This is a genomic window from Bartonella sp. bp_1, from assembly GCF_055808085.1.
On the sequence record NZ_CM147851.1, the window covers coordinates 167490 to 192109 of the forward strand.

Here is a 24620-nt window from a genome sequence, read left to right on the forward strand (position 1 = left end):
ACGATGAAAGTGAGAGTCAATGGCCATTTCTGCGCATATCAAAAGGATAACCGACAGGATTATTGAGCGCTCCAAATCGACGCGTGAAGTCTATCTTGACAAGATTGCCAAAGCGGCCAGTAACCGCCCCAAACGTTCTTTTCTGGGCTGTGCTAATCAGGCACATGGCTTTGCTGCTTGTGGACCGGTTGATAAAGAGCGCCTGAAAGAAGACGTGGTTGGTAATATCGGTATTATTACGGCCTATAATGATATGCTTTCGGCTCATCAGCCTTATGAGACATTTCCGGCGCTTATCCGTGAAGCTGCCCGTGAAGCGGGTGGTGTGGCGCAGGTGGCTAGTGGTGTTCCGGCGATGTGTGATGGTATTACCCAAGGTTATGATGGTATGGAGCTATCACTTTTTTCACGTGAAGTGATTGCGCTTGCCACGGCTGTCGGGCTTTCCCATGATACATTCGATGCCGCTCTTTATCTTGGTATTTGTGATAAGATTGTTCCGGGGCTTGTTATCGGAGCGTTGACCTTTGGTCATTTGCCCGGAATTTTTGTGCCGGCTGGCCCGATGACCAGTGGGCAAGGCAATGATGAAAAAGCCAAAATCCGCCAGCTTTATGCGGAAGGCAAGATTGATCGTCGCGCTTTACTTGAATCAGAAGCAAAATCCTATCATGGGCCCGGTACTTGTACATTTTACGGTACTGCCAATTCTAACCAGATGATGATGGAAATAATGGGGTTGCATCTGCCGGGGGCATCTTTTGTTAATCCCAATACGCCATTGCGCGATGCCTTGACACGTGAAGCGGCTAAACGGGCATTACAAATTACGGCGCTGGGTAATCATTATACGCCGGTCGGGGCGATGATCGACGAGCGCTCGTTTGTTAATGCGATTGTCGGATTGAATGCGACAGGTGGATCAACCAACCATACCATTCATCTGATTGCAATGGCCGCTGCGGCCGGTATCCAGCTGACATGGCATGATATTGCCGAGATTTCGGCAAATGTGCCATTGCTTGCCCGTGTCTATCCCAACGGGCTTGCCGATGTGAATCATTTTCACGCGGCTGGTGGTATGGGTTTTCTTATTCGCGAGCTGATTGAAGGCGGGTATGTCCATGAAGATGTCAGGACGGTTTATGGTGACGGGCTTTATGCCTATGCGAGTGAGCCGAAATTGGCTGCTGACGGTACGGTGATACGTGAGGCTGCGGCCAAGACAAGTGGTGATGAAAAAGTGTTGACCGGTTATCAAAAACCGTTTCAGAGTGATGGCGGCATCCGTGTTCTGGGTGGCAATATCGGCGCGGCAATTATCAAGGTTTCAGCCGTTAAACCTGAGCGCTGGGTGATCGAGGCTCCTGCACGTGTCTTTAATGATCAGGCCGAATTGCAGGATGCATTCAAGGCGGGCAAATTGGATGGGCAGGATTTCGTGGCTGTTATCCGCTATCAGGGGCCAAAAGCCAATGGTATGCCGGAATTGCATAAACTCACGACTGTACTTGGTGTGTTGCAGGATCGTGGGCAAAAAGTGGCGCTTGTCACCGATGGGCGCATGTCGGGCGCTTCAGGAAAAATTCCGGCTGCTATCCATGTGACACCTGAAGCGTTGGATAACGGGCCGATTGCACGGTTGCGCGATGGTGATATGGTTCGTCTTGATGCCAAAGCCGGTACACTGGATGTATTGATAGATTTGACAGAATTTGCTGCGCGTGTGGTCGATAAACCTGATCTATCGGCCAATGAAGCCGGATGTGGGCGTGAACTTTTTCATGCTTTTCGCCATTTTGTCAGTCGTGCCGATTTAGGCGCAAGCGTAGTATCGCATTTCTAGCGGGTAGATACTACGGATATAAAATTTTAGAATTTGGGTGGTTTCAATCCGGCAGAAAGACAGGCGGCTTTCAGTGTGTTGACCATAAGCATGGCAATGGTCATCGGGCCAACACCACCTGGTACCGGCGTAATGGCACCGGCTTTTTTTTCTACACTGCTGTAATCGACATCACCGACGAGGCGTGTCTTGCCTTCACCTTTTTCAGGTGCGTCAATACGGTTGATTCCGACATCAATCACTGTGGCGCCGCGTTTGATCCAGTCCCCCTTGATCATTTGTGGCTGGCCGACAGCGGCCACTAGAATATCAGCGCTGCGACAGACTTCATCAAGATCGCGGGTGCGGCTATGGGCGATGGTGACGGTTGCATTGGCAGCAAGAAGAAGAGCGGCCATCGGTTTGCCGACAATATTGGAACGACCGACAACAACGGCATCAAGATTGGACAGATCATCCCCTCTTATCCGATTGATCATGAGCATAGCACCGGCTGGTGTACAGGGAACGAATGCGTCGTCAATGGCGCCAGTGTTCAGCTTTCCGGCATTGATATAATGGAATCCGTCGACATCTTTTTCGGGTGCAATGGACTGGATAACCTTGTCGGCATTGATATGGGAGGGCAATGGCAATTGTACAAGGATGCCGTGGATTGTCTTGTCCTTATTCAACTTTCCGATCAGGCTAAGCAGGTTGTTTTGTGTTGTTTTGCTGTCGAGTGCATGTTTGATAGAGAGAAAACCGCATTCTTCGGCTTTTTTGCCCTTGGAGTTAACGTAAACCTGACTGGCTGGATCTTCTCCGATAATGATGACGGCAATGCCGGGGCGTAGTTTGTTGTTCTTGTTAAGCTTGGCGGTCTCCTCTTTGACTTTTGTGATGATCTCGTCAGCCATTTTTTTGCCGTCGATAATCTCAGTCATGGGAACTCTCCGATTGTTATATCTATAAAAATGTTATGAAGGGTGTCTATGACTTATCGCGGCTTATATCAACAATATAGTGCTCATTTCGCATAATAAAACGATCGTTGGATGGATGGCATTGCTTGATTGGTTTGGTGATTTTTAAGACCATTTATGGAAACGGGCAGCTATATATTGCACCTCAAAGACGCAACGGTGATGAATTGCGTGTAGGAATTTATTTTAATAGCCAGCCTACGATAGGGGCCATTAATACATTGGCAACGCCGACCATAACCATGACAAGTCCGGCAATAGAGCCTTCGGCGCGACCAATTTGATGGGCACGGGCTACACCTGCTCCATGCGCACCCAGACCGAATAAGGCGCCACGTGCTAGTGATGAACGTAAGGGCAGTATTTTTATGATGACCTCGCCCAGTGCAGCTCCTAATATTCCGGTCATAACAACAAAGATTGCCGTAAGATCGGGTATGCCGCCAATGTCGCCGGAAACGGTCATGGCAAAGGGCGTGCTCATCGAACGAGGCATCAGACTTAATCGGAGACTTTCGTCTAGTGCCAGCAATGATGCTAGTGCATAGGCAGAAAGCATGGCAGCGCTTGATCCCGTAATGACGCCGATGCTCAATATGTGCCAGTTTTTAACGATTGTTTCGCGTTCCTGCCATATGGGGACTGCAAATGCCACTGTAACAGGCCCGAGGATCGCTATCATCCAATGTGTGGCGCCGATATAGTGGCTATAGTCGCCATTCATCGCTGTAACAGCAACCATGAGAAGGAGTGGTGTGATTGCAAGTGGCGTCATCCACCAGAAATGGAACCGGCGGTAGAAAGTCTTTGCAATCATATAGAGAAGAATGGTGACCAATGACCAGAACAGGGTCTGAGAAGCAGGATGGAAAAACAGATCAGCGTTCATGGTCATACGACTTAAGCGGCATAAATCGGCAGCAAAGATCAATTGTCAATGCTGTAACACCCATGACGACAAAAGTGCTGCATAGAATGACAATCAGAATTTTGATGCCGAGAAGTCCTATAAATTCATGATGGTCCAGAAGGGCTAAAACGGCAGGGATAAAAAACAGCAGCATTTCAGCCAATAACCAGTCTGCACCGCGTTTCATGCTGAAAAGGCTCAAACGTCCACTTGCGAGACAAATGAGTACGAGAAGCATGCCGACAATGCCGCCGGGTATAGGCAGGGAAAAAAAATGGGCAATCATATTGCCGATTTGCCAGAAAAACATTAGCAGCACCATTTGTGCTAGCATGCTGTGATGCAGGAAATAACGTGATTTTATATGAATGCGGTGCAGCATGGCAGCCTTCTTTCTCTAAAGCCTAGATAGTGCAATCTGATAAATTCTCAAAATGAATTGATTTCATTTCTATTATTCTGATATGGAATAGTTATGCAGATAAGAACATTGCAGGCTTTTGTTGAAATCATCCGGTGTAACGGCTTTTCTGCCGCGGCTCGCAAGATGCATGCGACCCAGTCGACCATGAGCAAGGCATTGACACAGCTGGAGCAGCATTATGATGCGCAATTGGTAGAGCGCGGCAAAGGACAGTTAAGGCTTACATCGGCAGGGGAGTATGTCCTGCGTCATGCGACACGTATTCTGGCGGAAGAGGCAGAGGCCCATCGTGATATCGCTGAATTGAAAGGGCTAAAGCGCGGACGTTTGCGGATCGGTTTGCCGCCGATTGGTAATTCGGTGCTTTTTGCCCCTGTTTTGGCCGCCTATACGAAGTCACATCCTCAAATTGATATCGAAATTGTTGAGCATGGTGCAAAAAAGTTGGAAGAACTTGTCAAGGCAGGAGATCTTGATCTGGCGGCTCTGCTTTTTCCTATTGCCGATGGATTGCACTATCAGGAAGTACGCAATGAGCCGGTGGTGGCGCTGGTGGCACGTGGTCAGCTCAAGCATAAGGGCTGTATGCGTATGGAGGAACTGGCCGAACATCCATTTGTATTTTTTGAGAGTCAGTTTGCCTTGTCACCGATTGTGCAGGACGCTTTTCGGGCGCGTGGTATAGAGCCAAAAATCGCGGCCCGTTCCAGCCAAATTGATTTTATTTTCGGGCTTGTCGCGGCTGGTATGGGAATCGGTTTTTTACCGAAATTCATTGTCGAGGAGCGCCATTATCAGGGGGTTGATATGGTCGAGATTGAAGGTAATCCGCTACAATGGCATATGGTACTGGTATGGCGTGAGCGTGCCCGTCTCGGCTATGCTGCACAGGAATGGCTCGCTTTATCCAAAATATTGCATCATGCTAACCATCCTGTATAGACTGCTGTATCTGGCTATCTATGATTTGATGTCTGTTTCTGCTATCGGATGCTTTATGATTGATAACCCGACTGGATATAGCCCCTATGGCAACCGAAATTGATTATGTCATTGCATGGGTGGATGGACAGGATCCGCAACATATGGCGGCCCGACAAGCTTATCAGAATGGCCCGCAGAAAGTCCATGCCGAGGCAAGGTCAGTCGAACGTTATCAGGATAATGGTGAAATCTATTATCATCTTGCATCTATTATACGGTATGCGCCTTTCATCCGTCGCGTACTGATCGTCGCGGATCAACAGCGCCCGCGCTTTCTTGATGATTTCTTGGCATTCAACCATTTGAATGCCGATTTTATTCGTATGGTCTCACATGACGAGATATTTGAAGGGCTTGGTGCTGTGCGCCCTTCATTCAATGCCCGTGCAATTGAATCGGCTTTGTGGCGAATCAAAGATCTGAGCGAGCATTTTGTTTTTGCTAATGATGATTTTTTTATCAATGGCGAGATTGATGAAAGTTATTTTTTCAAGAATGGCCTGCCTGTTATTTATGACCAGTGGGCAGTGCCCGAAGATTGGCGATGGAAATACCGTTTGCGTCAATGGCTGGCACGCATAACCTCCTATCGTTATAACCGACCCAATCATGGTTTGTCGCAATGGAAGGCTGCGCAGTATGCAGGTGTTGAAGGGCGATATTTAAGCCCTCATCATTATCCTCATCCCTTGCGGCGCTCTACATTGGAAAATTTCTTTTTAAAGCATCCGGATTTGCTCAGGAAACAGCTTGCTTATCGATTCCGCCATATCGAGCAATTCAATATGGTTACGCTTGCCAATAATATCGAGGTTTTCCAAAATAAGGTTGTGCCTGTAGTGCCACAAGGTCTGGCTTATATTGATCACGTCAAGCCGAAGCGGGTAATAGATGCACTTAGACAGATTGAGACTGCATCGGTTCCTTTTGGGTGTGTTCAGGGATTTGAACAATTCAACTGCTCGACCCGTCATCAAATCCATTCTATTTTGATACATAAATTTGCCGGTTTTTTACCGCCTTGTATTGTTTCGGCTTTGCAGAATTGTGGCTGATGGAGAGTGTGATATGCAAAATATAAAAGCGATGATTATCCATCTTCAACGGGCCCATGAGCGTCATGCACAGGTAGAGCATTTAAAAAATATCTTACCGGTGAAAACGGCAGTTATTGATGCCGTGGATGCCCATATGCTGGGTGATGATGAAATAGCAGACGTTTATCGTAAAAAAAGTTTCAAGCCCCATTATCCTTTTACTCTGTCACGTAACGAGATTGCTTGTTTTTTGTCGCACCGCAAGGCGTGGCAGAGCATTGTCGATGAAAAGCTGACAGCCGGTTTCATTCTTGAAGATGATATCGCCCTCCTAGACGGTTTTGATGAGGCATTCGCCTTTGCTACAGCGCATATCCAACAGGCAGGATTTATCCGCTTTCCTTTCCGGACACGTGAAACAGGTGTTTGCGTTGCGCAGACGGATCATTATCGTCTACTGAAACCTGTGCCGATCGGATTGGGGCAGGTCGCGCAAATGGTCAGTTATGAGGCTGCCCAGACTTTATTGGCGAAAAGTACATTTTTTGATCGTCCGGTTGATACATGGATGCAGATGTTCTGGCAGACGGATATTCATTCTTTGACTTTGCTGCCGCCGGTTGTCGAAGAAATATCGGCTGTGCTTGGCGGTACAACGGTGCAGAAGAAGGGGCGGTCATATTTTTCAAAATTACATCGTGAAATTGCCCGTCCGCTTTATCGCAAAAAGGTTGGTCGTCTTTCACGGCAAAAGGATGCTTGATATGGCAGTTCCCATTCTTCTTTATCATCATATTGGTGATGCACCGCCGACGGGAATACCGTCACGCTCCAATTATGTAACGGTCAAAAATTTTGAAAAACAGATGAGGACCCTCAAGGTTTTAGGATTTCAGGGGCTTTCTCTGGTCGAGGCCATGCCTTACATCAGGGGTGAGAAAAATGGAAAAGTTGCGGCTATTACCTTTGATGACGGTTTCTTATCTGTTTATGAGAAAGCCATGCCAATCCTAGACCATTTTGGTTTTAAGGCGACAAATTATTTTGTTGTCAACCAGATATCTGGTCAGAATGAATGGGACCCGCCTTTGGCCCGTCGCGAGCCTTGCATGGATGTAGCGCATATACGTCATTGGATGCAAAACGGGCATGAAGTTGGAGCACATACACTTGATCATGTGCGATTGGCCGAAGTTGATGCAGATCAGGCTTGTGAACAGATTATGCTTTGTCGTCAAAAACTGGAAGCAATAACGGATTGTGAGATTTCTTCTTTTGCCTATCCATATGGTAGCGAAAATGCGGCTGTTCGCGCTATGGTTGCAAAGGCAGGATATTCTTATGCTGTAACGACACGCAAGGGGCGGGCCAGTCGAATGGATGATTTGTATGAGTTGCCTCGTCACAGTGTACGCCGCAACGATGGTCTGATACAATTTATTTTAAAATGCCTGATACGATGAGCACGATATGCGTAAAGAAAAAAGCCGGGTTTTGACACCCGGCATAAAATTTGAAACAAGGGCACCTCGGACCAGAAATGGTGATTCCGAAATGTCGGCTGTATATTTAGCAATTTATGGTTAACGGTTGATTAATTGACGATAGGACAGAAAAATAAAAAACGACAGTGGTTGAGAGCTGTATTTTCAGCCTTTTTGGTTGTCGTGATTTTGCTTGCGGGTCTGCTTGCCGCATTGCCGTATCTGGTCTCGACTGATTCTATTCGTATTCGTCTTGCGCAGGATCTGAGTGTATGGACAGGTTATAATGTTCAACTGCATACGCCGCCGAAATTGACATTTTTCCCCCGTTTTCAAGCTTCTCTTGAAGGGGTTACATTGTCAAGCAACGAAGCCGGAGCTGTACCTCTGATGGAAGCAGAGCGGATTGATGTTGATCTTTCATGGGTGCGGGCTTTGATGGGAGAGATCGCCTTTTCGGAAACCCGTATCGTGCGCCCGCGCTTTGTGATGGACGAGCCATTGCAGACAACAGCGGATTTTCTTATTTCTTTATCCAATTCATCTGGGACATTTGGTCAGGCTTTGGCGCGTGCACGTGAAGTTGTCACACAGAATCCTGAATTCCCTGACGAGACAAAATTATTGGCCCAGCCTTTTGGTCGTATTATGATTGAAAATGGTACGTTGACCTATCATGTTTCTGAAAATGAGCAGGAACAGCTGATTAGCGACATTAGTGCGACAATCGATTGGCCTGATTCTAATCGTGCTGCCGATTTTCGGTTGCAGGGACGTTGGCATGGTGAGTTGACGGAGTTGCGTATCGATGCCGATCAGGCGCTTTTATTGTTGGCTGGCGGTCAGTCCCCCATGCGTATCAGTGTTAATTCCAAACGCGGCGGTGCAACATTGACGGGGCAGGCGCGTTTGATGGGCAATGTTTTTTTTGATGGCCGTTTGGCGGCCCGCTCCCCTGGTTTGAACCAGACATTGCGCTGGCTTGGTTTGCAGCGTCTTTTTGGTGTTGGTCTGAATGCACCTATTGTTTGGGAATCATCCTTGAATATACTGCCTGAACGAATCCAGATGAATGATGTCAGTTTTCGCTTGGGTGAAGACAATGCAAGAGGGGCAATGGAGATCAATCATCAGTCGGAGCTTACTGTAACGACCGGTTCTTTGGCCTTTCAATCACTGGATATGAATTTGTTGGCAACGGCCTTTTTCCCGGCAGAAGATAGTAGCGAACTGCTTGATTTGACATTATTGGATCATTTGGGGCTTGATCTGCGCTTATCCGCACCGGAAGCTCAGCTAGGGCAGACCAAACTTCATGATCTGGCGGCTGCTATCCAGATTCGCAACGGGCAGGGTATTTTTGATATTGGCAATGTCAGTGCTTTTGGTGGCAGTCTACAAAGCAATATACAGCTTTCGCGCAGTGGCAGTCATAGTTTCATAGAAGCGCGCGTTTCCGGTTCAAATGTTGAATTGGGTGGATTGGCGCCGGCATTCGACTTGCCGTCTGGCATCTCTGGTCCGGCAAATTTTATTTTGTCGATGAAAGCACCTTTTACAAGATGGTCGGATATTGGCTATGAACTTGATGGCAATATTGTTGTGAATGGTAATCGCGGTACTTTGAAGGGTTTTGACCTATCTGGTCTTGAAGGTGCCTTGGCGGATCCTGCTCCGATTTTATTGTCGAAAAATAAGGATGCTCAATTCAATTTTGGCCGTTTCAATATTGAGGCCCGTCTTGAAGATGGTCAGGCCAATGTCACCAAAGCGATTGTGCGTTTTGATCATCGCCAATTGATGTTCAACGGGCTTTTACCTTTCCGTCCTAGCCGCGATGTCTTGATAGGGGAAAGAGGTTTGGCTCTGGATATGATGCTTGTGCCGGAGAACTACTCGTCAGATATGTGTATACAGGCCGATTGCGTGATGGCCAGTTTGCAGGCACCGAAAGTCATGTTTCTGTCTGGAGATTTCAATCAGCCTATCTTGATTCATTCGCCTTCGCAGCTTTTTGCCGCGGCACCTTGAAGGCTAGGATATGTGCGTTCCAGTTTTTCTGCAAAGTTTGCATATTGGTAAAGTGGCATTATTGGCAGACCAAAAGACGCAATCGGCTATTGATAAAACGATGGTCGATGGCCCACTGCATTTGCGGGTGACAGGATTTGAAGGTGATAATCAGGCAGACAAACGTCATCATGGGGGTTTGGAAAAAGCCGTTCATCATTATGCTTTCGATCACTATCAAAGCTGGCGACAGCAATTAGGCGATATTCCCATTTTACAAAAGGCCGGTGCTTTTGGCGAGAATTTCTCCACGTTGGGTGTGACGGAAAAAAATGTGGCTGTCGGAGATCGGTTCCGTCTGGGAACGGCTTTGATCGAAGTTTCACAAGGGCGTCAACCTTGTTTTAAGCTCAATCAGCGTTTTAATGAAAGATCTATGTCCCGTCTAGTGCAGCAAAGCGGCAGGACGGGATGGTATTATCGGGTTATTGAGGAAGGAATAGTTTCGCCATGTGATCAGTTCGAGCTGGTTGATCGCGTGGCTCCACAATGGACTATCTGGAAGATATGGCATTATTTTTATGAAGATCGATTCAATCGTGAGGCTTTGGCCGCGCTTGCCGCGCTTGACGTATTGTCATCCAGTTGGCGATCGATTGCCCAAAAACGCATAGAGAGTAACGATCTTGAAGATTGGTCCAGGCGGTTGGATGGCCACTGAATATTTCGTTTAGCCCTGCCGCTGTTTATTCATTTCACGAACCTGGTTGGCCGATAGATAGGTGAATTGTTCAACAATAAGATCTTTGAGCACGGGCTGCGCAAAACGCTGATTTACACCATCAATAATCTTCTGCTTGACATCGTCAAATTTTACCCGTTCGATTTCTCTCGTGTCTGAATAGGCGGTAAAGAAGGCGCGAAAGACTTCATCATTGATGAAAAGGCCTAATGGAACGGTCAGCTGCGCTTTGATATTCGAATCTGTTGTATAGACAAGCTGTGAAATGACATAGCCTTCAACTTTGCCATCCACCATAACAGGAACACTGATAACATCTGTGCGGTCATATTCCGTTCGTGATACCGGCTGGCTTGTTTCAGCAGTTTGCGGTTCAGGTACATTCATCTTGATGCCGAGCATCAAAGTGCCGAATGCGACGAGGCAAACCCATAAGCCGATAACGACGATCTTGACCATATTCTAGCGTCCATGACTGTTCATCGAGAATGGATCATATGTTCCATCTGTTTCATTTGCACGTACCGCAGCCTGCATCATTTGTGATAATTCGCTGACGGCCTCAAGATGCATTTTAAGCACTTCGCTGTTTCGTTCAAGCTTCAATTTCAAACGTTCCAATAAGGTCTCTACATATTTTTCAACTGTTTCGTTCATATAACGCGCAACATCGGCCATTGTGTTGTTGAGATCGCGTAAACCGCGTGTTTTTTTGGCGTTCACAGATTGATAATCAGGGTTTTCATTTTTTTCCAGCATATCGGTTTCATATTCGACAACTTCTTCAAGAGAGGTGACGGCGGCTGTAAACTTCGCTATGGCAAGCTCACGTCCTTTGTTTTCTTCAGCTGAAATCAAGACAGGCTGCGAATTTGCTTCTTCGTGCGAGGTTTGAGCAGTATGAATATCGGCAGTGTTTTCTTGCTGTAGTGTCGACATTATCGGTTCCTAACTTTAGTATACGATATCAAAAAGGCTTAAAAATTTATCCGGCGCTATCAAGCTGGTCGCGGATCATATCCAATTGACTTGATTGAACGATACCGTTGATGACCGCTTGTTTGCGTAATCCTTCGCTAGATTGGTCTGTGCGATTGATCTGGTCTTGATTGATCAGTTGCGCAACAGAATCTGTCTGCGTATCAGGCTGGCCGGATTTGCGTTCCATATCTTTTTCAAGCATCTTAGCAATGCCGATGCCGCCCGCTTCAGCGGTTTCATTCGCCATGGCCTCAATCATCATGGACTTCCATATTTCTCCAGCTTGCCCTTTGCCATAGACGGACGGTGTATCGCTGGTGAACATATATTTCATCATGGATTGGAGCATAAAACCCTCAAATTTTTTGAAGGCTTCGGTTGTTTTTTGTGCTTTAGCCGCATCGGCATCTGGGGTTTTATGGATGGCTGTATTTTGATGTACAGGGGTGCTTTGAGCCATTTGTGCAAAATTATTGACAGATGAAATTTGTTGGTTTGCTGCGCGTACGGCGCTTTTAGCATTCCGTAATTTTTCAACAGAAGCCTGAAATTCAAGCGGATCAGCAGCACGCGCTACATCCATGATAATATCAGACGGTGGTCTAATGGCCATAATACATACCTCTTATATTATGGCCTAATATAGAGAACGAAGCTTAACCCAAGCTGGAGTCTTTGTGGAGGTGTGAAGAAACATATTCCTCTAGCATTTCAGCGGTCTCTTTGCGTTCTTCTTGTGATAGGGCCGCTTTGTATTTGTCGTCGAGAATTTCATTGCGGCGGGTTGATTGCAATAATAATTGGCGTTGGTGGGCAATGCGGGCATTGAGGATCGCCTCTTCACGGGCATTGCGTTCTAACCTTTTGGCAATCAATGAGGGATCAATCAGTCGGGCATTGGTTTCATTTTCCATCATGGCAAACAGGTATTGGTCTTCTTCTTGTAATGTAACAAGTGCACTGCGCATGGCATCCAGATCCGCCTCATCACGCGCTTTGATCAGTGATTGTGCTTTTTTCAAGCGTTTAAGACGTCGGCTATCGGTTGCCATTTAGGGGCCTCTTTGCAGCCATGCACCCAATTCGCCGCTAAAAAAGCGCAATATTTCGGGGATGAGGAAATATAAAAGAGTTATACCGCCGGCCAGTACGAAAGGCATAGAGATAAAATAGACCGGAATACTAGGTGTGAGCTTGTTAATGAGACCGACCGCAAAATTGACCAGAATGGCATAAATAATGAAAGGGGTCGCAATACGCATGATTGATGAAAAAGCAGTTGAAAGTGCATCGCGATAGTCGATCAGTGCGGAATCCGGCTGCGGAATGAGTGTTGCAGGTACAACTTGATAGGATAGCATAAGACCGCGGATAACAATCATATGCATATCGGCAGCAAAAAATAGCATTAGGGCGGATAATGAAATGATATTGGCAAGGGCTGCTTCAGGTTGGGAATCAATAACGCTATGGCCGGGTTGCCCAGAAAAATTCATGGAGAGGGCGATTACATTGCCCATGAATTGGAGTGCCCAGAAATAGGCTTGGGAAATAACGCCGAATGTAACACCGACTAACATTTCTGAAGCCAATGCGGTGGCAAGCTCGCTGACCGTGGGGTGGTAGGCCAATGTCTGTAGATTCTGTCCGGCAAGGGGAACCATGATAAGCGAAAAGGCGATCGCCAGAAAAAGACGCAAATTCATGGGAATGCGTGCGCTTGAGACGCCGGGCATCAACATTAGACATGCGCCGATCCGAGCAAAGATCAACATGGCGATAATCACCAGTTGATCAATAGGAATATTACTCAAGCCCGGCATATGTGCCCGCCTTTTCGGTCAGGAAATAGAACCCAATGTTTTCACCTCGATACCGCGTGCAATCTCTGCATGTGAGAGAACCGGCATGGTAGCAAATAGCCGTTCGACGATCATTCGCACATAAGGACGCGCTTCCGGTGAAGTAATAAGAACAAATCGTTCACCACGCTCCATATGTTGGCGAATGGCTGCCGATGCTTCCGTTCCAAATCTTTCCAGCTCGCGTGGATCAATATCGAACTCGACAACTTCACCTTTGCCATCACGTTTCAAGGCTTGATGGAAAACCATATCCCAATGGGAACCAAGGCGCAATACACTCAATGTGCCGTTATCTGACAGGTCTCCACAGATCTGTTGTGACATACGCATGCGCACATGTTCAACAATCAGTTCAGCCCGACGTACATGGGGTGCTATTTCTGCAATAGCTTCCAGAATAAGATCAAGATTACGGATTGATACCCGTTCGCTCAACAATAATTTGAGCACAGATTGCAAGCCGGAATAGGATAAATGCTGCGGGCAGATATCTTCAACAAGTTTGCGATATTCAGGGCCAAGACGCTCAAGCAGAATGCGCATGTCCTTGTAGGAGAGGAGCTGGGCAAGATTATTGCGCAAGACTTCGCTCAGATGGGTAAGCAGGACTGAAAGGTTATCTACGACCATATAGCCGTCACGAACCAATTCGCTGCGGAATGTTTCAGATGTTGCAAAAGCACGCATACCGAAGGCGGGTTCGATAATTTCTTCGCCGGGTAGGTTGGGCGCTTCACGCTCACCCAGCATGACAAGAACATCACCGATACGCATTTCATAAGTGGCAACGGCTGTACCATGCAATTTGATACGGTAAGCTTTGGCCGGTGTGTTATAGTCGTCGCTGACCTGGATTTCAGGAATAACAAAACCGAATTCCTGTGCGAATTTGCGCCGCATCTTGGCAACACGATCGGCTAGCTCGCTTTGTAAATTCATAAAACGTCCAGAGAGCTGTGGCCCAAGAGCGATCTCGATCTGTGGTATATCCAGAGAAGCTTTGACGGAGCTTTTTTCTTCGGTTGATGCCATTTCCTGAGCTTGTGCTTCCAAAGCTTGCTGGGCTTGTTCTGCACGCTTGAGACGGCGAGGAATGGAATAACCGGCAGCTGCCATGATCAGTGACAATGAGAGGAATGGAAATGCTGGCAGACCCGGCATCAAACCGAGAACCAGTAGTAGCAATGCTGCAACAAAGAGAGCTTTCGGATAGGCCCCAAGCTGGCCGAATACGGCTTTTTCTGTAGAACCGCGTGTGCCGCCTTTGGAAACAAGAAGACCGGCGGCTAGTGAAACGATCAGCGCGGGAATCTGTGTGACAAGACCATCACCCACAGAAAGCTTGGTGAAAACGTCTGCCGCCTGGGATAATGTCATGCCATGGCGGGTGACACCAATAACAATTCCGCCAAAAATATTGACGGCAGTAATAATCAGACCGGCAATCGCATCACCACGGACGAATTTTGACGCACCGTCCATAGACCCGAAGAATGAGCTTTCTTCTTCTAGTTCGCTACGTCGATGCTGTGCTTCTTTTTCGTCAATGAGACCAGAAGATAAATCGGCATCGATTGCCATCTGTTTGCCTGGAATAGCGTCCAAAGTAAAACGGGCACCGACTTCTGCAATACGGGTCGCACCTTTGGTGATAACCAGAAAATTGACAATGATTAGGATGGCGAAGACCACCAGACCGATAACGAAGTCTCCACCCATCACAAATTGTGAAAAGCCATGAATAACATGGCCTGCTGCGGTGTAGCCTTCACCGCCATGGGTCAGAATAACGCGTGTTGTCGCAATATTGAGCGATAGTCGCATCATCGTGGCAATCAGCAATACCGTTGGGAAGGCAGAGAAGTCGAGCGGACGCTGGATCCACAAGGATACCATGAGAATCAAAACAGAAAAAGCGATAGAAAAGGAAAGACCTAGATCGAGGACAAAAGCGGGAACTGGTAAGAATAATACTGTCAAGATAATGACAATACCGGCTGCAAAACCAAGGTCGCTACCGGAAAAACCAGTTGCTTTTAGTGGGGATGTCGCGCTTTGCTGCACAAGATTCTCCTAGTTTTTTCAATGGGTTGGCCTAAAAAAATGGCGCAATTCTACCTTCTGTCAATTGACAATAAAATACGAAGCTTGCGCGAAGGTGGCGTTGAAAACTGCGGTTCGGGATCATGCTAAATGGGGAAAACGAGAATATGGAACCTTTTTTTATTGAACTCATTGTAACACTTTGTTATGTTTCGTGTTGTAACAATGCGTGATTAGGTAGATGAAGTTTAAAACTTCCACACAGGTGTTTAAATGACTGATATGGTAAAAACTGCACTTCTTTATTCGGCTATGATTGTGAGCCTGAATGCTGTTCTTGTTGCTGCAATCTTTACAGCAGCCTGATAAGATTTAAGGCTAAGATGCCGTGGCTTCGAGATGAAGCCGGTTTCAGCTTGAGCAAATGCGTTGTTCTGAACTATAGATTTCAAAGTCATTGCCGCGAGCCCGTGCGATGAGTGTGATTCCTGATTTTTGACTGATAGAAATGGCATGTGCTGTCGGTGATGATATGCCGATTAAGATGGCGCTGCCTAAAATTGCTGTTTTTTGAACCATTTCAACAGATAGGCGGCTGGTAACGACCACACTGCCCTCCGCCGGATTAATGTCTTGTGCCGTCACCGCCCCAGCTAATTTATCGAGAGCATTATGCCGACCAACATCTTCACGTACCACCAGCATTCCATGTTGGGGATGGTAAAAACCGGCGGCATGGACGGCGTGTGTCAGATGGTTGAGCTCCTGCTGTTGGGACAGGGTCTCGATTGCATGGGTGATATGGCGTGGTGTAAAACAGATATCAGCCTGAATATGGGGAATAGAACGGGTTGCCGCGTCAATGGATTCAATGCCGCAAAGTCCACAACCGACAGGCCCTGCCATATGGCGCCGTCTTTGTTGGAAGGCATCGCGCTGTTTCTCATGCAAGCATATCTGAATGTCTATACCATTGTTAAAAGTGACAAGATCAATCATTTTTATTTCATCGCGGGTCTGGATGATTCCTTCTGTCAATGAAAAGCCGATAGCAAAATCTATAAGGTCTTTCGGGGTTGCCATCATGACTGCATGGGTTGTTCCGTTGTAGGAAAGGGCGATGGCCGTTTCGGTGGCGGTCTGTTTTGATTGGTTTTGCCATTGACCGTTATGATAGCTTTTAACGTTTGATGTTATTGCCGCTGGAAAAAGGACTTGTGTCATAAAATGCTCCACTCGGGAAACTGGCTCTATTTTTATTGATTGACTATATGACATCTATGGCGTTGATAAAACAAGTTACAGATAGTCTATTATGAAGTAGTAGGGTGAACGACGATCATGGAATTGAGTGAAATTAACGATGGGATTTTTGTAAGCGGCCAGATTGATGCTGATGATATCAAGCATTTGAAAGCGTTGGGTGTGTGTACATTGATTTGTAACCGTCCTGATAATGAAGAACCTGGGCAGATTAGCTTTTCTGAAATTCGTATATTGGCGGAAAAAGCCGGTATGCATTGTCATTATATACCGGTAACAATGGGTTCGGTATCTGTGGATGATGTGGTCGCTATGAAAAATGCGATTCAATCTGCCGAGCGACCTCTTTTGGCTTATTGCCGTTCTGGACGACGTTCTGCTTATCTTTATGAGATGAGCCAAGCGTAAGGGATAGACAGGTATCCAGCTTGCTTTGAAGCTTATTTGATACCCTTTTATCGACTATCCCCAATGCTGATATATGTCATGATGACGATAAAGATTGAAGCGGTGTAAGGCACTGATTGCCATACCAAGGAGTGCAATAGCAACACCACTTGCGACCAGCCAATGACCAATTCCATCAAGCAAGAAAGATACGGTCGGTTGGGTTTCGATCACGCCAATATAGATAATGCCAAGACATATCAGTATCGATGCAATGTGCCAATACGGTTGTGCGCCTGTATCGGATAAGGCTTTCCATAATGAAAAACCCAAGCAGAAAAATATAAAAATAAGGGCAAGTGCTGTGTTAAGCAGATCCATCGGATGCCAAGATGCTGTAAAAATTGCGGTATGCATGTCTTCCTCCTGTTTGTGAGGTAGTCAAATTTCGGATGATTGCAGCCATAAATTGCATTTTTATAAAAGGGAAAATTCGTCTCTTATAAAGGTATAAAGCTTTGAACAATGCTGTTTACAATATAATTCTGAAACAGATGAAATTAAAGCCCGCAGCAATAGTGCGGGCTTCACAAATTATAACGGCTGAATTATTTGATGTATTATTATGGCTGCAACGCTTTGAGCAGTTTCTCATATGTTGTGATAATCGTTGTGAGAAACTCTTTGGCGCTGTCATTCGCCGGCTGTCCATCGTCTGTTACAAAATTCTGGATGTTGCCAATATAGGCTTCTGGCTGTTGCATGGTTATAACGTCGTTGAAAACGAGTGCTTGACGCAGCTGGTGGTTAGCGCCGAAGCCGCCCATCGCTCCTTGCGATATAGAAATAACTGCACCGGTTTTTTTGTTCCATGCACCTTGCCCATAGGGGCGTGAACCAACATCAATGGCATTCTTTAAAGGAGCGGGGATGGAGCGGTTATATTCAGGGGTGATAAAGATGAGACCGTCGGCCGCAATAATTTCTTGACGAAAACGTGTCCAGCTAGCAGGTGGATTGGCTGTTTCAAGGTCTTCATTATAGAGAGGAAGGTCCCCGATTTCAACGATGTTGAATTTCATATCAGAAGGTGCAATGCTTTGTAGGGCTTTGGCCAGTTTGCGACTATAGGAATCTTTTCTGAGGCTGCCGAGAACAATGGCGATCTTATATTCTTTGGTCATAATTTCATCCTGCAAATATTGGGTTTCTTCAGCTTTATCTAGCTTTAAATAGCGTATAGGTAAAATGATATATAGGAGACGGATTGTCGCTTTTTTGTAGACAATATTAATGGATCAATCATCTGTTTACCAAAAGTCTTAAAGGCCTTGAAACAACTTCTCTATAGGGTGGAGATAAGTACAATTGAAGCTGTTTGACAGTTGTGAAATGAAAGCAGGATTATGTCACGTTCTCTTTATAGTCGGATGAATGGACTAGGCGAACCAGCTCGTAAGAACAGATTGTTTGCATTACTTGAGCTAAGTTTTATTGCCACAATGACAGTAATTGCTATTGTTTCTTCCTCATTCATCTTGCGTGATCTGGTTGTCAGTTATCTGTAAGAGGCTTTTAAAAAAATCCACAAAATAAAAACCGTCAGTGACGGTTTTATATGTATGATATTGCAGCCCTCTCACGGCAGGCGTGCTGTTTTAGCGTGATGCAGAAATACCGTAGCCGTCTTCGCTTGCCATGGCTGCATTGTCTGCTCCGCCAGAGCTGATGCCCGCTGCAATCATAACAAAGGCAAAAAGTGTGGCAATTGTTACAAAGGTCGCTTTTTTTGCGGACATGAGCCTTTCTCCAATCTGATCCTGCTTGATCAAAATCCATATTGATGGATGATGTTTGTTGATATGTAGCTTCTCATATAGTGCGAATATATTACCATCAAGGCTTAAGCACGTGATTGATTACAGTTTTTGTTGGATATTGGTTAAAATAGTATCTATGTGACGTGAAAGTCACGTCTTTGAAGTCTTTTGCCTCATATCCGGTTTGTCTGTTTTCATTTTCTTGTTATGTATACACTTGCGGTACGCCCTGCGACCAATCTGAGTTGATCTGTTACAGAATCAAGACGAATTCGCACCGGTACACGTTGAGCGAGCCGGACCCAGTTGAATGTGGGGGCAACATTGGCAAGAAGATTTGCTGATTCTGTGCGTTCACGGTCTTCAATGCCTGCTGCAATGCCTTCTACAACGCCTGTCAGAATAATATTGGCGCCCATAATATGGACTTCTGCCTTGTCGCCGATGGTAATGCGGTCCAGTTTGTTTTCTTCAAAATAACCGGAAGCATAGAAGGAATCGGTGTCAACTAACGCTAAAATAGGAGCGCCGCGGTTGACATATTCACCTGGTTGTAATGAAAAATTGGTGATCTGACCGTTTACCGATGCACGTACAACAGAACGTTGCAAATCAAGTTTGGCGGTATCCAGAGCGACTTGTGCCATGCGATAGGCAGCTTTAGCTTGGAGATTTTGCATTTCAGCTTGCTCAAGCTGTTGTTGGGTTACTGTCGCATTATCTAGTTTGCGATAACGTGCCAGATCACGGGCAGATTGGTCCATAGCGGCACGGGCATTATCAATTTGTGCCTGGGCATCTTCAAGCGCCAGATAAAAACGGGCTTCGTCTATCTGAAATAATACATCACCTTTTTTGACCAATTGATTGTCATGGACTTCGACTTTACTGACAAAACCAGAAACATCGGGTGCAATGCGGACAATATCGGCACGGATTTTACCATCGCGTGTCCATGGGTCATTCATATAGTAATCCCAGAGGTGCCACATCAACAAAGCCGCAACGATCACCATGACGAGGGTGAGAAAAATCCGTCCTGATTGTTGGAGAATACGGTTCATAAAATCATATCCTTATGCTGATGAGGGCAAGCAGCCCTAAAATAACAAAATAACTGGCTGCATCGAAAAGGGCACGGTGCCATATATATTTGGCCCAGCCTGTCCGATTGATCAAATTGTGTAGGCCGAGATTGAGAAAATAGCTCAACAGGGCCATAATACCCAGACTGGGCAAGTAAACACCATAAATGTCGATTTCGGGGTTCATGGCCTGTCTTTCACAGTTGTTTCAGAAGTAGTCTTATGCATAAGGAAAGGAGAGGCAAACGGAAAGAGGTTTTGTCTCAAGCCGGTCAGTGCAAAAGAAATGTCCTGATGCTGGTGGCTTTGGCTGCTTTTAAGAATACGCCGCAATGAATCATCCAGCGCATTAATCAGAGCATTTTCTTCAGGGTCATGATGGTGTTTGAGTTTGTAGCTGTAATAACGCCCAAGTTCGTCAAGGGTGCGGTCGATACTTTGTCGGCTTGTTGGGCCCAGATTGTTTTTTTTCTGCTGTAGATCAATTGCATTTATACCAACGCGGACATCACGGATGATATCGGCTTTTGCGGCAGCCGATTCCGGTGCAATGGCTGACAGGCGTGGTACAAACTGGCCGAACCGGTCAAGCATACGGTGCAGCAAGCGGTTTTCACTGGCCACGTCACGTTGACGATCACTGATCGCAATAATATCGTTATATCCGGATTTGACCAACCGCATAGCGCTCCATTCTGCGCCGACCGAGCGAACGACAGCGGTGGTGGAGGCTGCAATAATAATGCCGAGGATCATAGCCGCATTAGCATTGATGAAAACGTAAAAATCATCGTTGAACCGTGCTTGTAGCAAGAGTAGATTGGGTAGATTGACCCCGATGGAAAGTCCGAGCATGAATTTGGACGGAATAGTCATCCATATACCGGCAGGAATCAACGCGAAGGCCAGACAGAGAACCAGATCGAAATAGCTATCGACAAGCGGCAGTAAAGCAAATTGGAAGATAAAGGCGATCAAGACTACAATGATCAACATTTTGTTGAAAGTGCGGATCATTGGTACCGGATCATCCATGGTTGCAAACAGACAGCAAGAAATACCGGTCATCATTGCTGCTGTGCCGCCTTGGGGCCATTCGGTTAATCGCCAGAACATGACAGAAATGACGGTGGCAAGCATGGCGGCAAAAGCGGAAAGCGCGGCCATGCCGTAATCATAATGTATGGCCTGTTGTGTATCTTGGGCAAGAGCCGACCTTTTCCAACGCATCTGGTGGACGGTGCCATTGATAATGTCGAGTTTGAGGTTGAGGCAGTCACTATATATTTGGATGAGATCTGAAAGGCGCACCGTTAAATTACGCGAGATCAGATCAATCCATTTATGTGCGCCTGAAAAAGTTTCAAGAATATCATCACGCAATACGATGATTTGGTCACGTTCTGTCTCGTTAAAGGGCTTTTCACGTTCGAGAAATTCAATCGTTGCGCCGATGAGTTGGTCGAGTTTGCGTTGGGCCGGTTTTTGTTGGTCTTTGTCTGTTAGTAGGCGTTTGCGTATACTGACCAGATCGTTGGCGCTGGCTACCATCGGTAAGAGTGCAACCATGCGGCTTTGCAGGATGCGCATGGCATGGACGGTTGAGCGCAGCGATGATGTGTCATAGGCAATATGGGTAGTAAAATTACGCAGATCTACCGCATCCGTTGCCAGTTTGCGGCGTGTGGTTAAGGCCTGATCGTCATTGCCTTCGCCCATAAGGCTTTTAATAGCTAGATCGGCGCTATCCTTGAGCCAATTATCTATACGGCTGGCAAGGACAGGACCGGCATGGCGTGGAAAGACCAGACGACTGATGAGGGCGGCACAGATAATGCCGATGCCTATTTCTTCCGCCCGGCTTGTGGCGTAATCAAAAACATGGGTCGGTGTGTCAACGATCGGAAAGGCGATGAGTGTTGCTGTATAGCCTGCGAGCATGAAGACATAGGAACGTGGACTGCGGTCTAATAGACTGCAAAATAGACAGGCACCAAGCCAAAGTGCTAGCCCTAACGTTGTGAGTTCCGGTGAATTGATAAGTTGCGGCAGCATGACAACGGTTGCCATGCCGCCGATGGCTGTGCCGAGCAGACGATAAAGTGCCTTTGACGTTAGTGCGCCGGATAATGGGTGGGCAACAATGTAAACGGCGGCTAAGGCCCAATAGGGATTGGGTAGGTCGCATAAAAAGGCGACATAGAGAGCAAGACAAGCGGCAGCGAATGTCTTTAACGAAAAGACGACATCCCAAAATCCTGGCAATGCGGGTTGTGCCGACTGCATGGCTAATCCCGCGACAAGGTGCTGATACAGCCGTCGTGAGCATATGCAGATTCATTGTTTGAATAAAGACAATAATGGACAGGCACGTTTTGCACTTTCAGATATCTCGTATTATCGGAAATAACCCAGCATAAAAGTCAGGCTAAGAATTTTGAATAACGATGTTTTGAATGTGATGCCAATCACCTTTTTGTAAGTTTGGATGAGATTTTGTGAACGATGACAGGCTGTTGCAAAACAGTTTATCACTTTCTATAAAGTAAGAGAAACTAACATATTGTTTTATTTGTAAAAAGAGGTGCGATGCGGGCGAATTACAAAATGCAGAGGCTTTTTGTCGATGCGGTCATGGCGCAAGATGTCAATCTGACACTTGAAGGGGCACAGGCACATTATCTGTTGCATGTGCTGCGTAAGAAAGAAGGAAGCGAACTGTTGGTGTTCAACGGTCGCGATGGTGAATGGCGTGCTGTGATTACAAAAAATGGCAGAAAATCGGTTGATCTTGTTCTGACCGGATGTGAGCGGGTACAGACTCGGCCCTGTGATCTGATCTATTGCTTTGCGCCGCTTAAACATGCTCGTCTTGATTATATGGTACAAAAGGCCGTCGAGATGGGGGCAGGAAGCTTGCAGCCGGTTATGACACAATATACGCAGGCGACAAAACTCAATAGCGAGCGTATGCAGGCCAATATTATCGAAGCAGCGGAGCAATGTGGAATATTATCGCTGCCTGATTGCAAGGCGCCTGTAACATTGCAACAATTGCTGGACCATTGGGATAGGGCGCGTATACTTGTTTTTTGTGATGAGGCGGCAGACACCGATAATCCGCAGATGCTTTTGCAGCAGGCATTTGGAACGCCGGTTGGTATTCTGATTGGCCCAGAAGGTGGCTTTAGCGACGAAGAGCGGCAGATGTTGTGCCATCATGATTTTGTCCTTCCTATTCCACTGGGGCCGCGTATATTGCGTGCGGATACAGCTGCGGTGGCGGCAATGGCTGTGGTGCAGATGATGCTGGGGGACTGGCATTGAAGAAGGTGTCTTGCATTACCTGCTCAAACAGTTCTATCAATAGTCTCTTTGGTTCATATGCGGAATTCGGTTCATGGCGCGCGATACTTCTGATGATACATTAATTACCGGTTTTGACGATCTTGTCGGTTATTTGGCCGACGGTTGCAAACCGAAAGATCAATGGCGAATCGGTACGGAGCATGAGAAGTTTCCATTTTATCATGATGGCAATCGTCCTGTGCCTTATGAAGGTAAGAAGGGTATACGTGCACTTCTTGAAGGTATGCAGACAACGCTAGGCTGGAACCCGATTATCGATGAGGATAAGATTATCGGTCTTGTTGAACCGACGGGACAGGGTGCAATATCGCTTGAGCCAGGTGGGCAGTTCGAGCTTTCAGGAGCGCCGCTTAAAAATATTTTCCAGACCTGTCGTGAGGTAAACGCCCATTTGGCGCAGGTTAAGGAAATTGCCGGACCTTTGGGGATCGGGTTTTTGGGGCTTGGCGGTAGTCCGAAGTGGACATTGAACGAGACGCCTAGAATGCCGAAGTCACGTTATCAGATCATGACCGACTATATGCCGAAAGTTGGTAGTCAGGGCCTTGATATGATGTATCGCACCTGTACCATTCAGGTTAATCTCGATTTTTCCTCGGAAGAGGATATGCGTCGTAAGATGCAGGTTTCAATGAAGCTGCAATCGGTAGCAACGGCGCTTTTTGCAACATCGCCTTTTACTGAAGGCAAACCTAATAATTTGTTGTCATGGCGTTCGGATATCTGGCGCGATACCGATAATAACCGCTCGGGTGTTTTGCCTTTTGTTTTTAACGAAAATTTTGGTTTTGCCGATTATGTTGACTGGGCTCTGGATGTGCCGATGTATTTTATCGTACGCGAAGATCATTATATCAATTGCACCGATATGACATTCCGCCAGTTTATGGAGGGGGCCAGAAAACATCAAGGTATCACACCCAATATGGGGGATTGGATCAATCATCTTTCGACACTTTTCCCTGAAGTGCGGTTGAAGCGTTTTCTAGAAATGCGTGGTGCAGATGGTGGCCCGTGGCGTCGTATTTGTGCGCTTCCGGCTTTTTGGGTTGGACTGCTTTATGATGATGAGGCTTTAAGTGCTGCCGAAGCCTTGACGAAAGATTGGTCTTATGAAGACGTTTTAAATATGCGTAACGATGTGCCTAAAAATGCGCTTAACACCTTATTCGGCAATGGAACCGTGCTTGATTTGGCGCGTGAGGCATTGGAGATATCGCGTCTGGGGCTTAAAAATCGTCATCAACTCAACAGTGATGGCAATGATGAAACCCGTTTTCTTGATCCTTTGGAGGAGGTTGTGCTGATTGGCAAAACAGATGCTCAGAAGCTGCTTTCACAATATCATTCCATATGGGAAAAATCGGTTGAACCGGTATTTCTGGAATATGTATATTAGGGTAGG

Annotated in this window: 27 protein-coding genes; 11 read left to right on the forward strand and 16 right to left on the reverse strand. The window is 46.5% G+C overall.

Annotated elements, in window-relative coordinates; translation table 11 throughout:
* Nucleotides 1–19: 19 nt before the first annotated feature.
* Entirely contained in the window at nucleotides 20–1846 is a 1827-nt protein-coding gene (gene edd, locus ACYZ97_RS00840; protein ID WP_473299490.1) for a phosphogluconate dehydratase, read from the forward strand.
* A 26-nt stretch (nucleotides 1847–1872) separates the two neighbouring features.
* On the opposite strand, the gene folD is transcribed toward edd, so the two are convergent.
* The 3 genes from folD to ACYZ97_RS00855 all read right to left on the reverse strand — a co-directional run bounded on the left by folD (nucleotide 1873) and on the right by ACYZ97_RS00855 (nucleotide 4103).
* Nucleotides 1873–2772 carry a bifunctional methylenetetrahydrofolate dehydrogenase/methenyltetrahydrofolate cyclohydrolase FolD gene (gene folD, locus ACYZ97_RS00845; RefSeq protein WP_473299492.1) on the reverse strand — a complete coding sequence of 300 codons (900 nt, stop codon included), beginning with the start codon at nucleotides 2770–2772 and terminating at the stop codon, nucleotides 1873–1875.
* Between the two features lie 220 nt (nucleotides 2773–2992).
* Nucleotides 2993–3700: an LrgB family protein gene (locus tag ACYZ97_RS00850; RefSeq protein ID WP_473299493.1), complete on the reverse strand. Its 708-nt coding sequence runs from the start codon at nucleotides 3698–3700 to the stop codon at nucleotides 2993–2995.
* Nucleotides 3690–4103, reverse strand: coding sequence for a CidA/LrgA family protein (locus ACYZ97_RS00855; RefSeq protein WP_473299495.1), 414 nt, complete (start codon nucleotides 4101–4103; stop codon nucleotides 3690–3692). The genes ACYZ97_RS00850 and ACYZ97_RS00855 overlap by 11 nt, the downstream gene beginning before the upstream one ends.
* Before the next feature lie 93 nt (nucleotides 4104–4196).
* On the opposite strand from ACYZ97_RS00855, the gene ACYZ97_RS00860 reads away from it, so the two are divergent.
* The 6 genes from ACYZ97_RS00860 (at nucleotide 4197) to ACYZ97_RS00885 (ending at nucleotide 10381) form a co-directional block, all read left to right on the forward strand.
* On the forward strand, nucleotides 4197–5087 hold the full coding sequence (locus ACYZ97_RS00860) for a LysR family transcriptional regulator (RefSeq protein ID WP_473299497.1): 891 nt from the start codon (nucleotides 4197–4199) through the stop codon (nucleotides 5085–5087).
* 86 nt (nucleotides 5088–5173) lie between these two features.
* Nucleotides 5174–6184 carry a hypothetical protein gene (locus ACYZ97_RS00865; RefSeq protein WP_473299499.1) on the forward strand — a complete coding sequence of 337 codons (1011 nt, stop codon included), beginning with the start codon at nucleotides 5174–5176 and terminating at the stop codon, nucleotides 6182–6184.
* Between the two features lie 13 nt (nucleotides 6185–6197).
* On the forward strand, nucleotides 6198–6929 hold the full coding sequence (locus ACYZ97_RS00870; RefSeq protein ID WP_473299500.1) for a glycosyltransferase family 25 protein: 732 nt from the start codon (nucleotides 6198–6200) through the stop codon (nucleotides 6927–6929).
* A gap of 1 nt (nucleotide 6930) precedes the next feature.
* On the forward strand, nucleotides 6931–7629 hold the full coding sequence (locus ACYZ97_RS00875; protein ID WP_473299503.1) for a polysaccharide deacetylase family protein: 699 nt from the start codon (nucleotides 6931–6933) through the stop codon (nucleotides 7627–7629).
* Nucleotides 7630–7764: 135 nt separating this feature from the next.
* Entirely contained in the window at nucleotides 7765–9681 is a 1917-nt protein-coding gene (locus tag ACYZ97_RS00880; protein ID WP_473299505.1) for an AsmA family protein, read from the forward strand.
* 10 nt (nucleotides 9682–9691) lie between these two features.
* Nucleotides 9692–10381 (forward strand): MOSC domain-containing protein, encoded by a 690-nt coding sequence (locus ACYZ97_RS00885; protein WP_473299506.1) that lies wholly within the window; start codon nucleotides 9692–9694, stop codon nucleotides 10379–10381.
* Nucleotides 10382–10390: 9 nt separating this feature from the next.
* On the opposite strand, the gene ACYZ97_RS00890 is transcribed toward ACYZ97_RS00885, so the two are convergent.
* From ACYZ97_RS00890 to fdhD, 7 genes are all read right to left on the reverse strand, one after another.
* A complete protein-coding gene (locus tag ACYZ97_RS00890; protein WP_473299508.1) occupies nucleotides 10391–10861 on the reverse strand; it encodes a hypothetical protein in 471 nt (156 codons plus the stop codon).
* 3 nt (nucleotides 10862–10864) lie between these two features.
* Nucleotides 10865–11341, reverse strand: coding sequence for a flagellar protein FlgN (locus tag ACYZ97_RS00895; protein ID WP_473299510.1), 477 nt, complete (start codon nucleotides 11339–11341; stop codon nucleotides 10865–10867).
* 46 nt (nucleotides 11342–11387) lie between these two features.
* Complete coding sequence (locus tag ACYZ97_RS00900; protein WP_473299512.1) at nucleotides 11388–11996, reverse strand: rod-binding protein; 609 nt, start codon at nucleotides 11994–11996, stop codon at nucleotides 11388–11390.
* A 43-nt stretch (nucleotides 11997–12039) separates the two neighbouring features.
* A complete protein-coding gene (locus ACYZ97_RS00905) occupies nucleotides 12040–12435 on the reverse strand; it encodes a hypothetical protein (RefSeq protein WP_473299513.1) in 396 nt (131 codons plus the stop codon).
* Nucleotides 12436–13206, reverse strand: coding sequence for a flagellar biosynthetic protein FliR (locus ACYZ97_RS00910; protein WP_473299515.1), 771 nt, complete (start codon nucleotides 13204–13206; stop codon nucleotides 12436–12438). It lies immediately after the preceding gene.
* A gap of 18 nt (nucleotides 13207–13224) precedes the next feature.
* Complete coding sequence (gene flhA / locus ACYZ97_RS00915; protein ID WP_473299517.1) at nucleotides 13225–15312, reverse strand: flagellar biosynthesis protein FlhA; 2088 nt, start codon at nucleotides 15310–15312, stop codon at nucleotides 13225–13227.
* 390 nt (nucleotides 15313–15702) lie between these two features.
* On the reverse strand, nucleotides 15703–16515 hold the full coding sequence (gene fdhD / locus ACYZ97_RS00920; RefSeq protein WP_473299519.1) for a formate dehydrogenase accessory sulfurtransferase FdhD: 813 nt from the start codon (nucleotides 16513–16515) through the stop codon (nucleotides 15703–15705).
* 117 nt (nucleotides 16516–16632) lie between these two features.
* Between fdhD and ACYZ97_RS00925 the strand changes: the two genes are divergently transcribed.
* Complete coding sequence (locus ACYZ97_RS00925; protein WP_473299521.1) at nucleotides 16633–16962, forward strand: protein tyrosine phosphatase family protein; 330 nt, start codon at nucleotides 16633–16635, stop codon at nucleotides 16960–16962.
* Nucleotides 16963–17016: 54 nt separating this feature from the next.
* On the opposite strand, the gene ACYZ97_RS00930 is transcribed toward ACYZ97_RS00925, so the two are convergent.
* A complete protein-coding gene (locus tag ACYZ97_RS00930) occupies nucleotides 17017–17358 on the reverse strand; it encodes a hypothetical protein (protein WP_473299523.1) in 342 nt (113 codons plus the stop codon).
* Nucleotides 17359–17564: 206 nt separating this feature from the next.
* A complete protein-coding gene (locus ACYZ97_RS00935) occupies nucleotides 17565–18125 on the reverse strand; it encodes an NADPH-dependent FMN reductase (protein WP_473299525.1) in 561 nt (186 codons plus the stop codon).
* 222 nt (nucleotides 18126–18347) lie between these two features.
* Between ACYZ97_RS00935 and ACYZ97_RS00940 the strand changes: the two genes are divergently transcribed.
* Nucleotides 18348–18509 carry a hypothetical protein gene (locus ACYZ97_RS00940; RefSeq protein ID WP_473299527.1) on the forward strand — a complete coding sequence of 54 codons (162 nt, stop codon included), beginning with the start codon at nucleotides 18348–18350 and terminating at the stop codon, nucleotides 18507–18509.
* Between the two features lie 90 nt (nucleotides 18510–18599).
* Here the strand turns inward: ACYZ97_RS00940 and ACYZ97_RS00945 are convergent, their stop codons facing one another.
* From ACYZ97_RS00945 to ACYZ97_RS00960, 4 genes are all read right to left on the reverse strand, one after another.
* A complete protein-coding gene (locus ACYZ97_RS00945; protein ID WP_473299529.1) occupies nucleotides 18600–18740 on the reverse strand; it encodes a hypothetical protein in 141 nt (46 codons plus the stop codon).
* Between the two features lie 215 nt (nucleotides 18741–18955).
* On the reverse strand, nucleotides 18956–19825 hold the full coding sequence (locus ACYZ97_RS00950; protein ID WP_473299531.1) for an efflux RND transporter periplasmic adaptor subunit: 870 nt from the start codon (nucleotides 19823–19825) through the stop codon (nucleotides 18956–18958).
* Between the two features lie 4 nt (nucleotides 19826–19829).
* Nucleotides 19830–20033 carry a DUF1656 domain-containing protein gene (locus ACYZ97_RS00955; protein ID WP_473299533.1) on the reverse strand — a complete coding sequence of 68 codons (204 nt, stop codon included), beginning with the start codon at nucleotides 20031–20033 and terminating at the stop codon, nucleotides 19830–19832.
* Entirely contained in the window at nucleotides 20030–22132 is a 2103-nt protein-coding gene (locus tag ACYZ97_RS00960; RefSeq protein ID WP_473299535.1) for an FUSC family protein, read from the reverse strand. The genes ACYZ97_RS00955 and ACYZ97_RS00960 overlap by 4 nt, the downstream gene beginning before the upstream one ends.
* Before the next feature lie 303 nt (nucleotides 22133–22435).
* Here ACYZ97_RS00960 and ACYZ97_RS00965 point away from each other — a divergent pair, with 303 nt between their 5' ends.
* A complete protein-coding gene (locus ACYZ97_RS00965) occupies nucleotides 22436–23173 on the forward strand; it encodes a 16S rRNA (uracil(1498)-N(3))-methyltransferase (protein WP_473299536.1) in 738 nt (245 codons plus the stop codon).
* Nucleotides 23174–23246: 73 nt separating this feature from the next.
* Nucleotides 23247–24614 carry a glutamate--cysteine ligase gene (locus ACYZ97_RS00970; RefSeq protein ID WP_473299538.1) on the forward strand — a complete coding sequence of 456 codons (1368 nt, stop codon included), beginning with the start codon at nucleotides 23247–23249 and terminating at the stop codon, nucleotides 24612–24614.
* The last annotated feature ends 6 nt before the right edge of the window (nucleotides 24615–24620 follow it).

Bases quoted from the DNA above. Each gene is read 5' to 3' on its own strand.
- ACYZ97_RS00950 (WP_473299531.1), bottom strand. From the start codon at position 19,825: ATGAACCGTATTCTCCAACAATCAGGACGGATTTTTCTCACCCTCGTC.
- ACYZ97_RS00890 (WP_473299508.1), bottom strand. From the start codon at position 10,861: ATGGTCAAGATCGTCGTTATCGGCTTATGGGTTTGCCTCGTCGCATTC.
- ACYZ97_RS00945 (WP_473299529.1), bottom strand. From the start codon at position 18,740: ATGTCCGCAAAAAAAGCGACCTTTGTAACAATTGCCACACTTTTTGCC.
- ACYZ97_RS00970 (WP_473299538.1), top strand. From the start codon at position 23,247: ATGGCGCGCGATACTTCTGATGATACATTAATTACCGGTTTTGACGAT.
- ACYZ97_RS00895 (WP_473299510.1), bottom strand. From the start codon at position 11,341: ATGTCGACACTACAGCAAGAAAACACTGCCGATATTCATACTGCTCAA.
- ACYZ97_RS00905 (WP_473299513.1), bottom strand. From the start codon at position 12,435: ATGGCAACCGATAGCCGACGTCTTAAACGCTTGAAAAAAGCACAATCA.
- ACYZ97_RS00955 (WP_473299533.1), bottom strand. From the start codon at position 20,033: ATGAACCCCGAAATCGACATTTATGGTGTTTACTTGCCCAGTCTGGGT.
- fdhD (WP_473299519.1), bottom strand. From the start codon at position 16,515: ATGACACAAGTCCTTTTTCCAGCGGCAATAACATCAAACGTTAAAAGC.
- edd (WP_473299490.1), top strand. From the start codon at position 20: ATGGCCATTTCTGCGCATATCAAAAGGATAACCGACAGGATTATTGAG.
- ACYZ97_RS00900 (WP_473299512.1), bottom strand. From the start codon at position 11,996: ATGGCCATTAGACCACCGTCTGATATTATCATGGATGTAGCGCGTGCT.
- folD (WP_473299492.1), bottom strand. From the start codon at position 2,772: ATGACTGAGATTATCGACGGCAAAAAAATGGCTGACGAGATCATCACA.
- ACYZ97_RS00885 (WP_473299506.1), top strand. From the start codon at position 9,692: ATGTGCGTTCCAGTTTTTCTGCAAAGTTTGCATATTGGTAAAGTGGCA.
- ACYZ97_RS00855 (WP_473299495.1), bottom strand. From the start codon at position 4,103: ATGCTGCACCGCATTCATATAAAATCACGTTATTTCCTGCATCACAGC.
- ACYZ97_RS00860 (WP_473299497.1), top strand. From the start codon at position 4,197: ATGCAGATAAGAACATTGCAGGCTTTTGTTGAAATCATCCGGTGTAAC.
- ACYZ97_RS00960 (WP_473299535.1), bottom strand. From the start codon at position 22,132: ATGCAGTCGGCACAACCCGCATTGCCAGGATTTTGGGATGTCGTCTTT.
- ACYZ97_RS00935 (WP_473299525.1), bottom strand. From the start codon at position 18,125: ATGACCAAAGAATATAAGATCGCCATTGTTCTCGGCAGCCTCAGAAAA.
- ACYZ97_RS00870 (WP_473299500.1), top strand. From the start codon at position 6,198: ATGCAAAATATAAAAGCGATGATTATCCATCTTCAACGGGCCCATGAG.
- ACYZ97_RS00910 (WP_473299515.1), bottom strand. From the start codon at position 13,206: ATGCCGGGCTTGAGTAATATTCCTATTGATCAACTGGTGATTATCGCC.
- ACYZ97_RS00930 (WP_473299523.1), bottom strand. From the start codon at position 17,358: ATGCATACCGCAATTTTTACAGCATCTTGGCATCCGATGGATCTGCTT.
- ACYZ97_RS00850 (WP_473299493.1), bottom strand. From the start codon at position 3,700: ATGAACGCTGATCTGTTTTTCCATCCTGCTTCTCAGACCCTGTTCTGG.
- ACYZ97_RS00875 (WP_473299503.1), top strand. From the start codon at position 6,931: ATGGCAGTTCCCATTCTTCTTTATCATCATATTGGTGATGCACCGCCG.
- ACYZ97_RS00940 (WP_473299527.1), top strand. From the start codon at position 18,348: ATGTCACGTTCTCTTTATAGTCGGATGAATGGACTAGGCGAACCAGCT.
- ACYZ97_RS00965 (WP_473299536.1), top strand. From the start codon at position 22,436: ATGCGGGCGAATTACAAAATGCAGAGGCTTTTTGTCGATGCGGTCATG.
- ACYZ97_RS00925 (WP_473299521.1), top strand. From the start codon at position 16,633: ATGGAATTGAGTGAAATTAACGATGGGATTTTTGTAAGCGGCCAGATT.
- ACYZ97_RS00865 (WP_473299499.1), top strand. From the start codon at position 5,174: ATGGCAACCGAAATTGATTATGTCATTGCATGGGTGGATGGACAGGAT.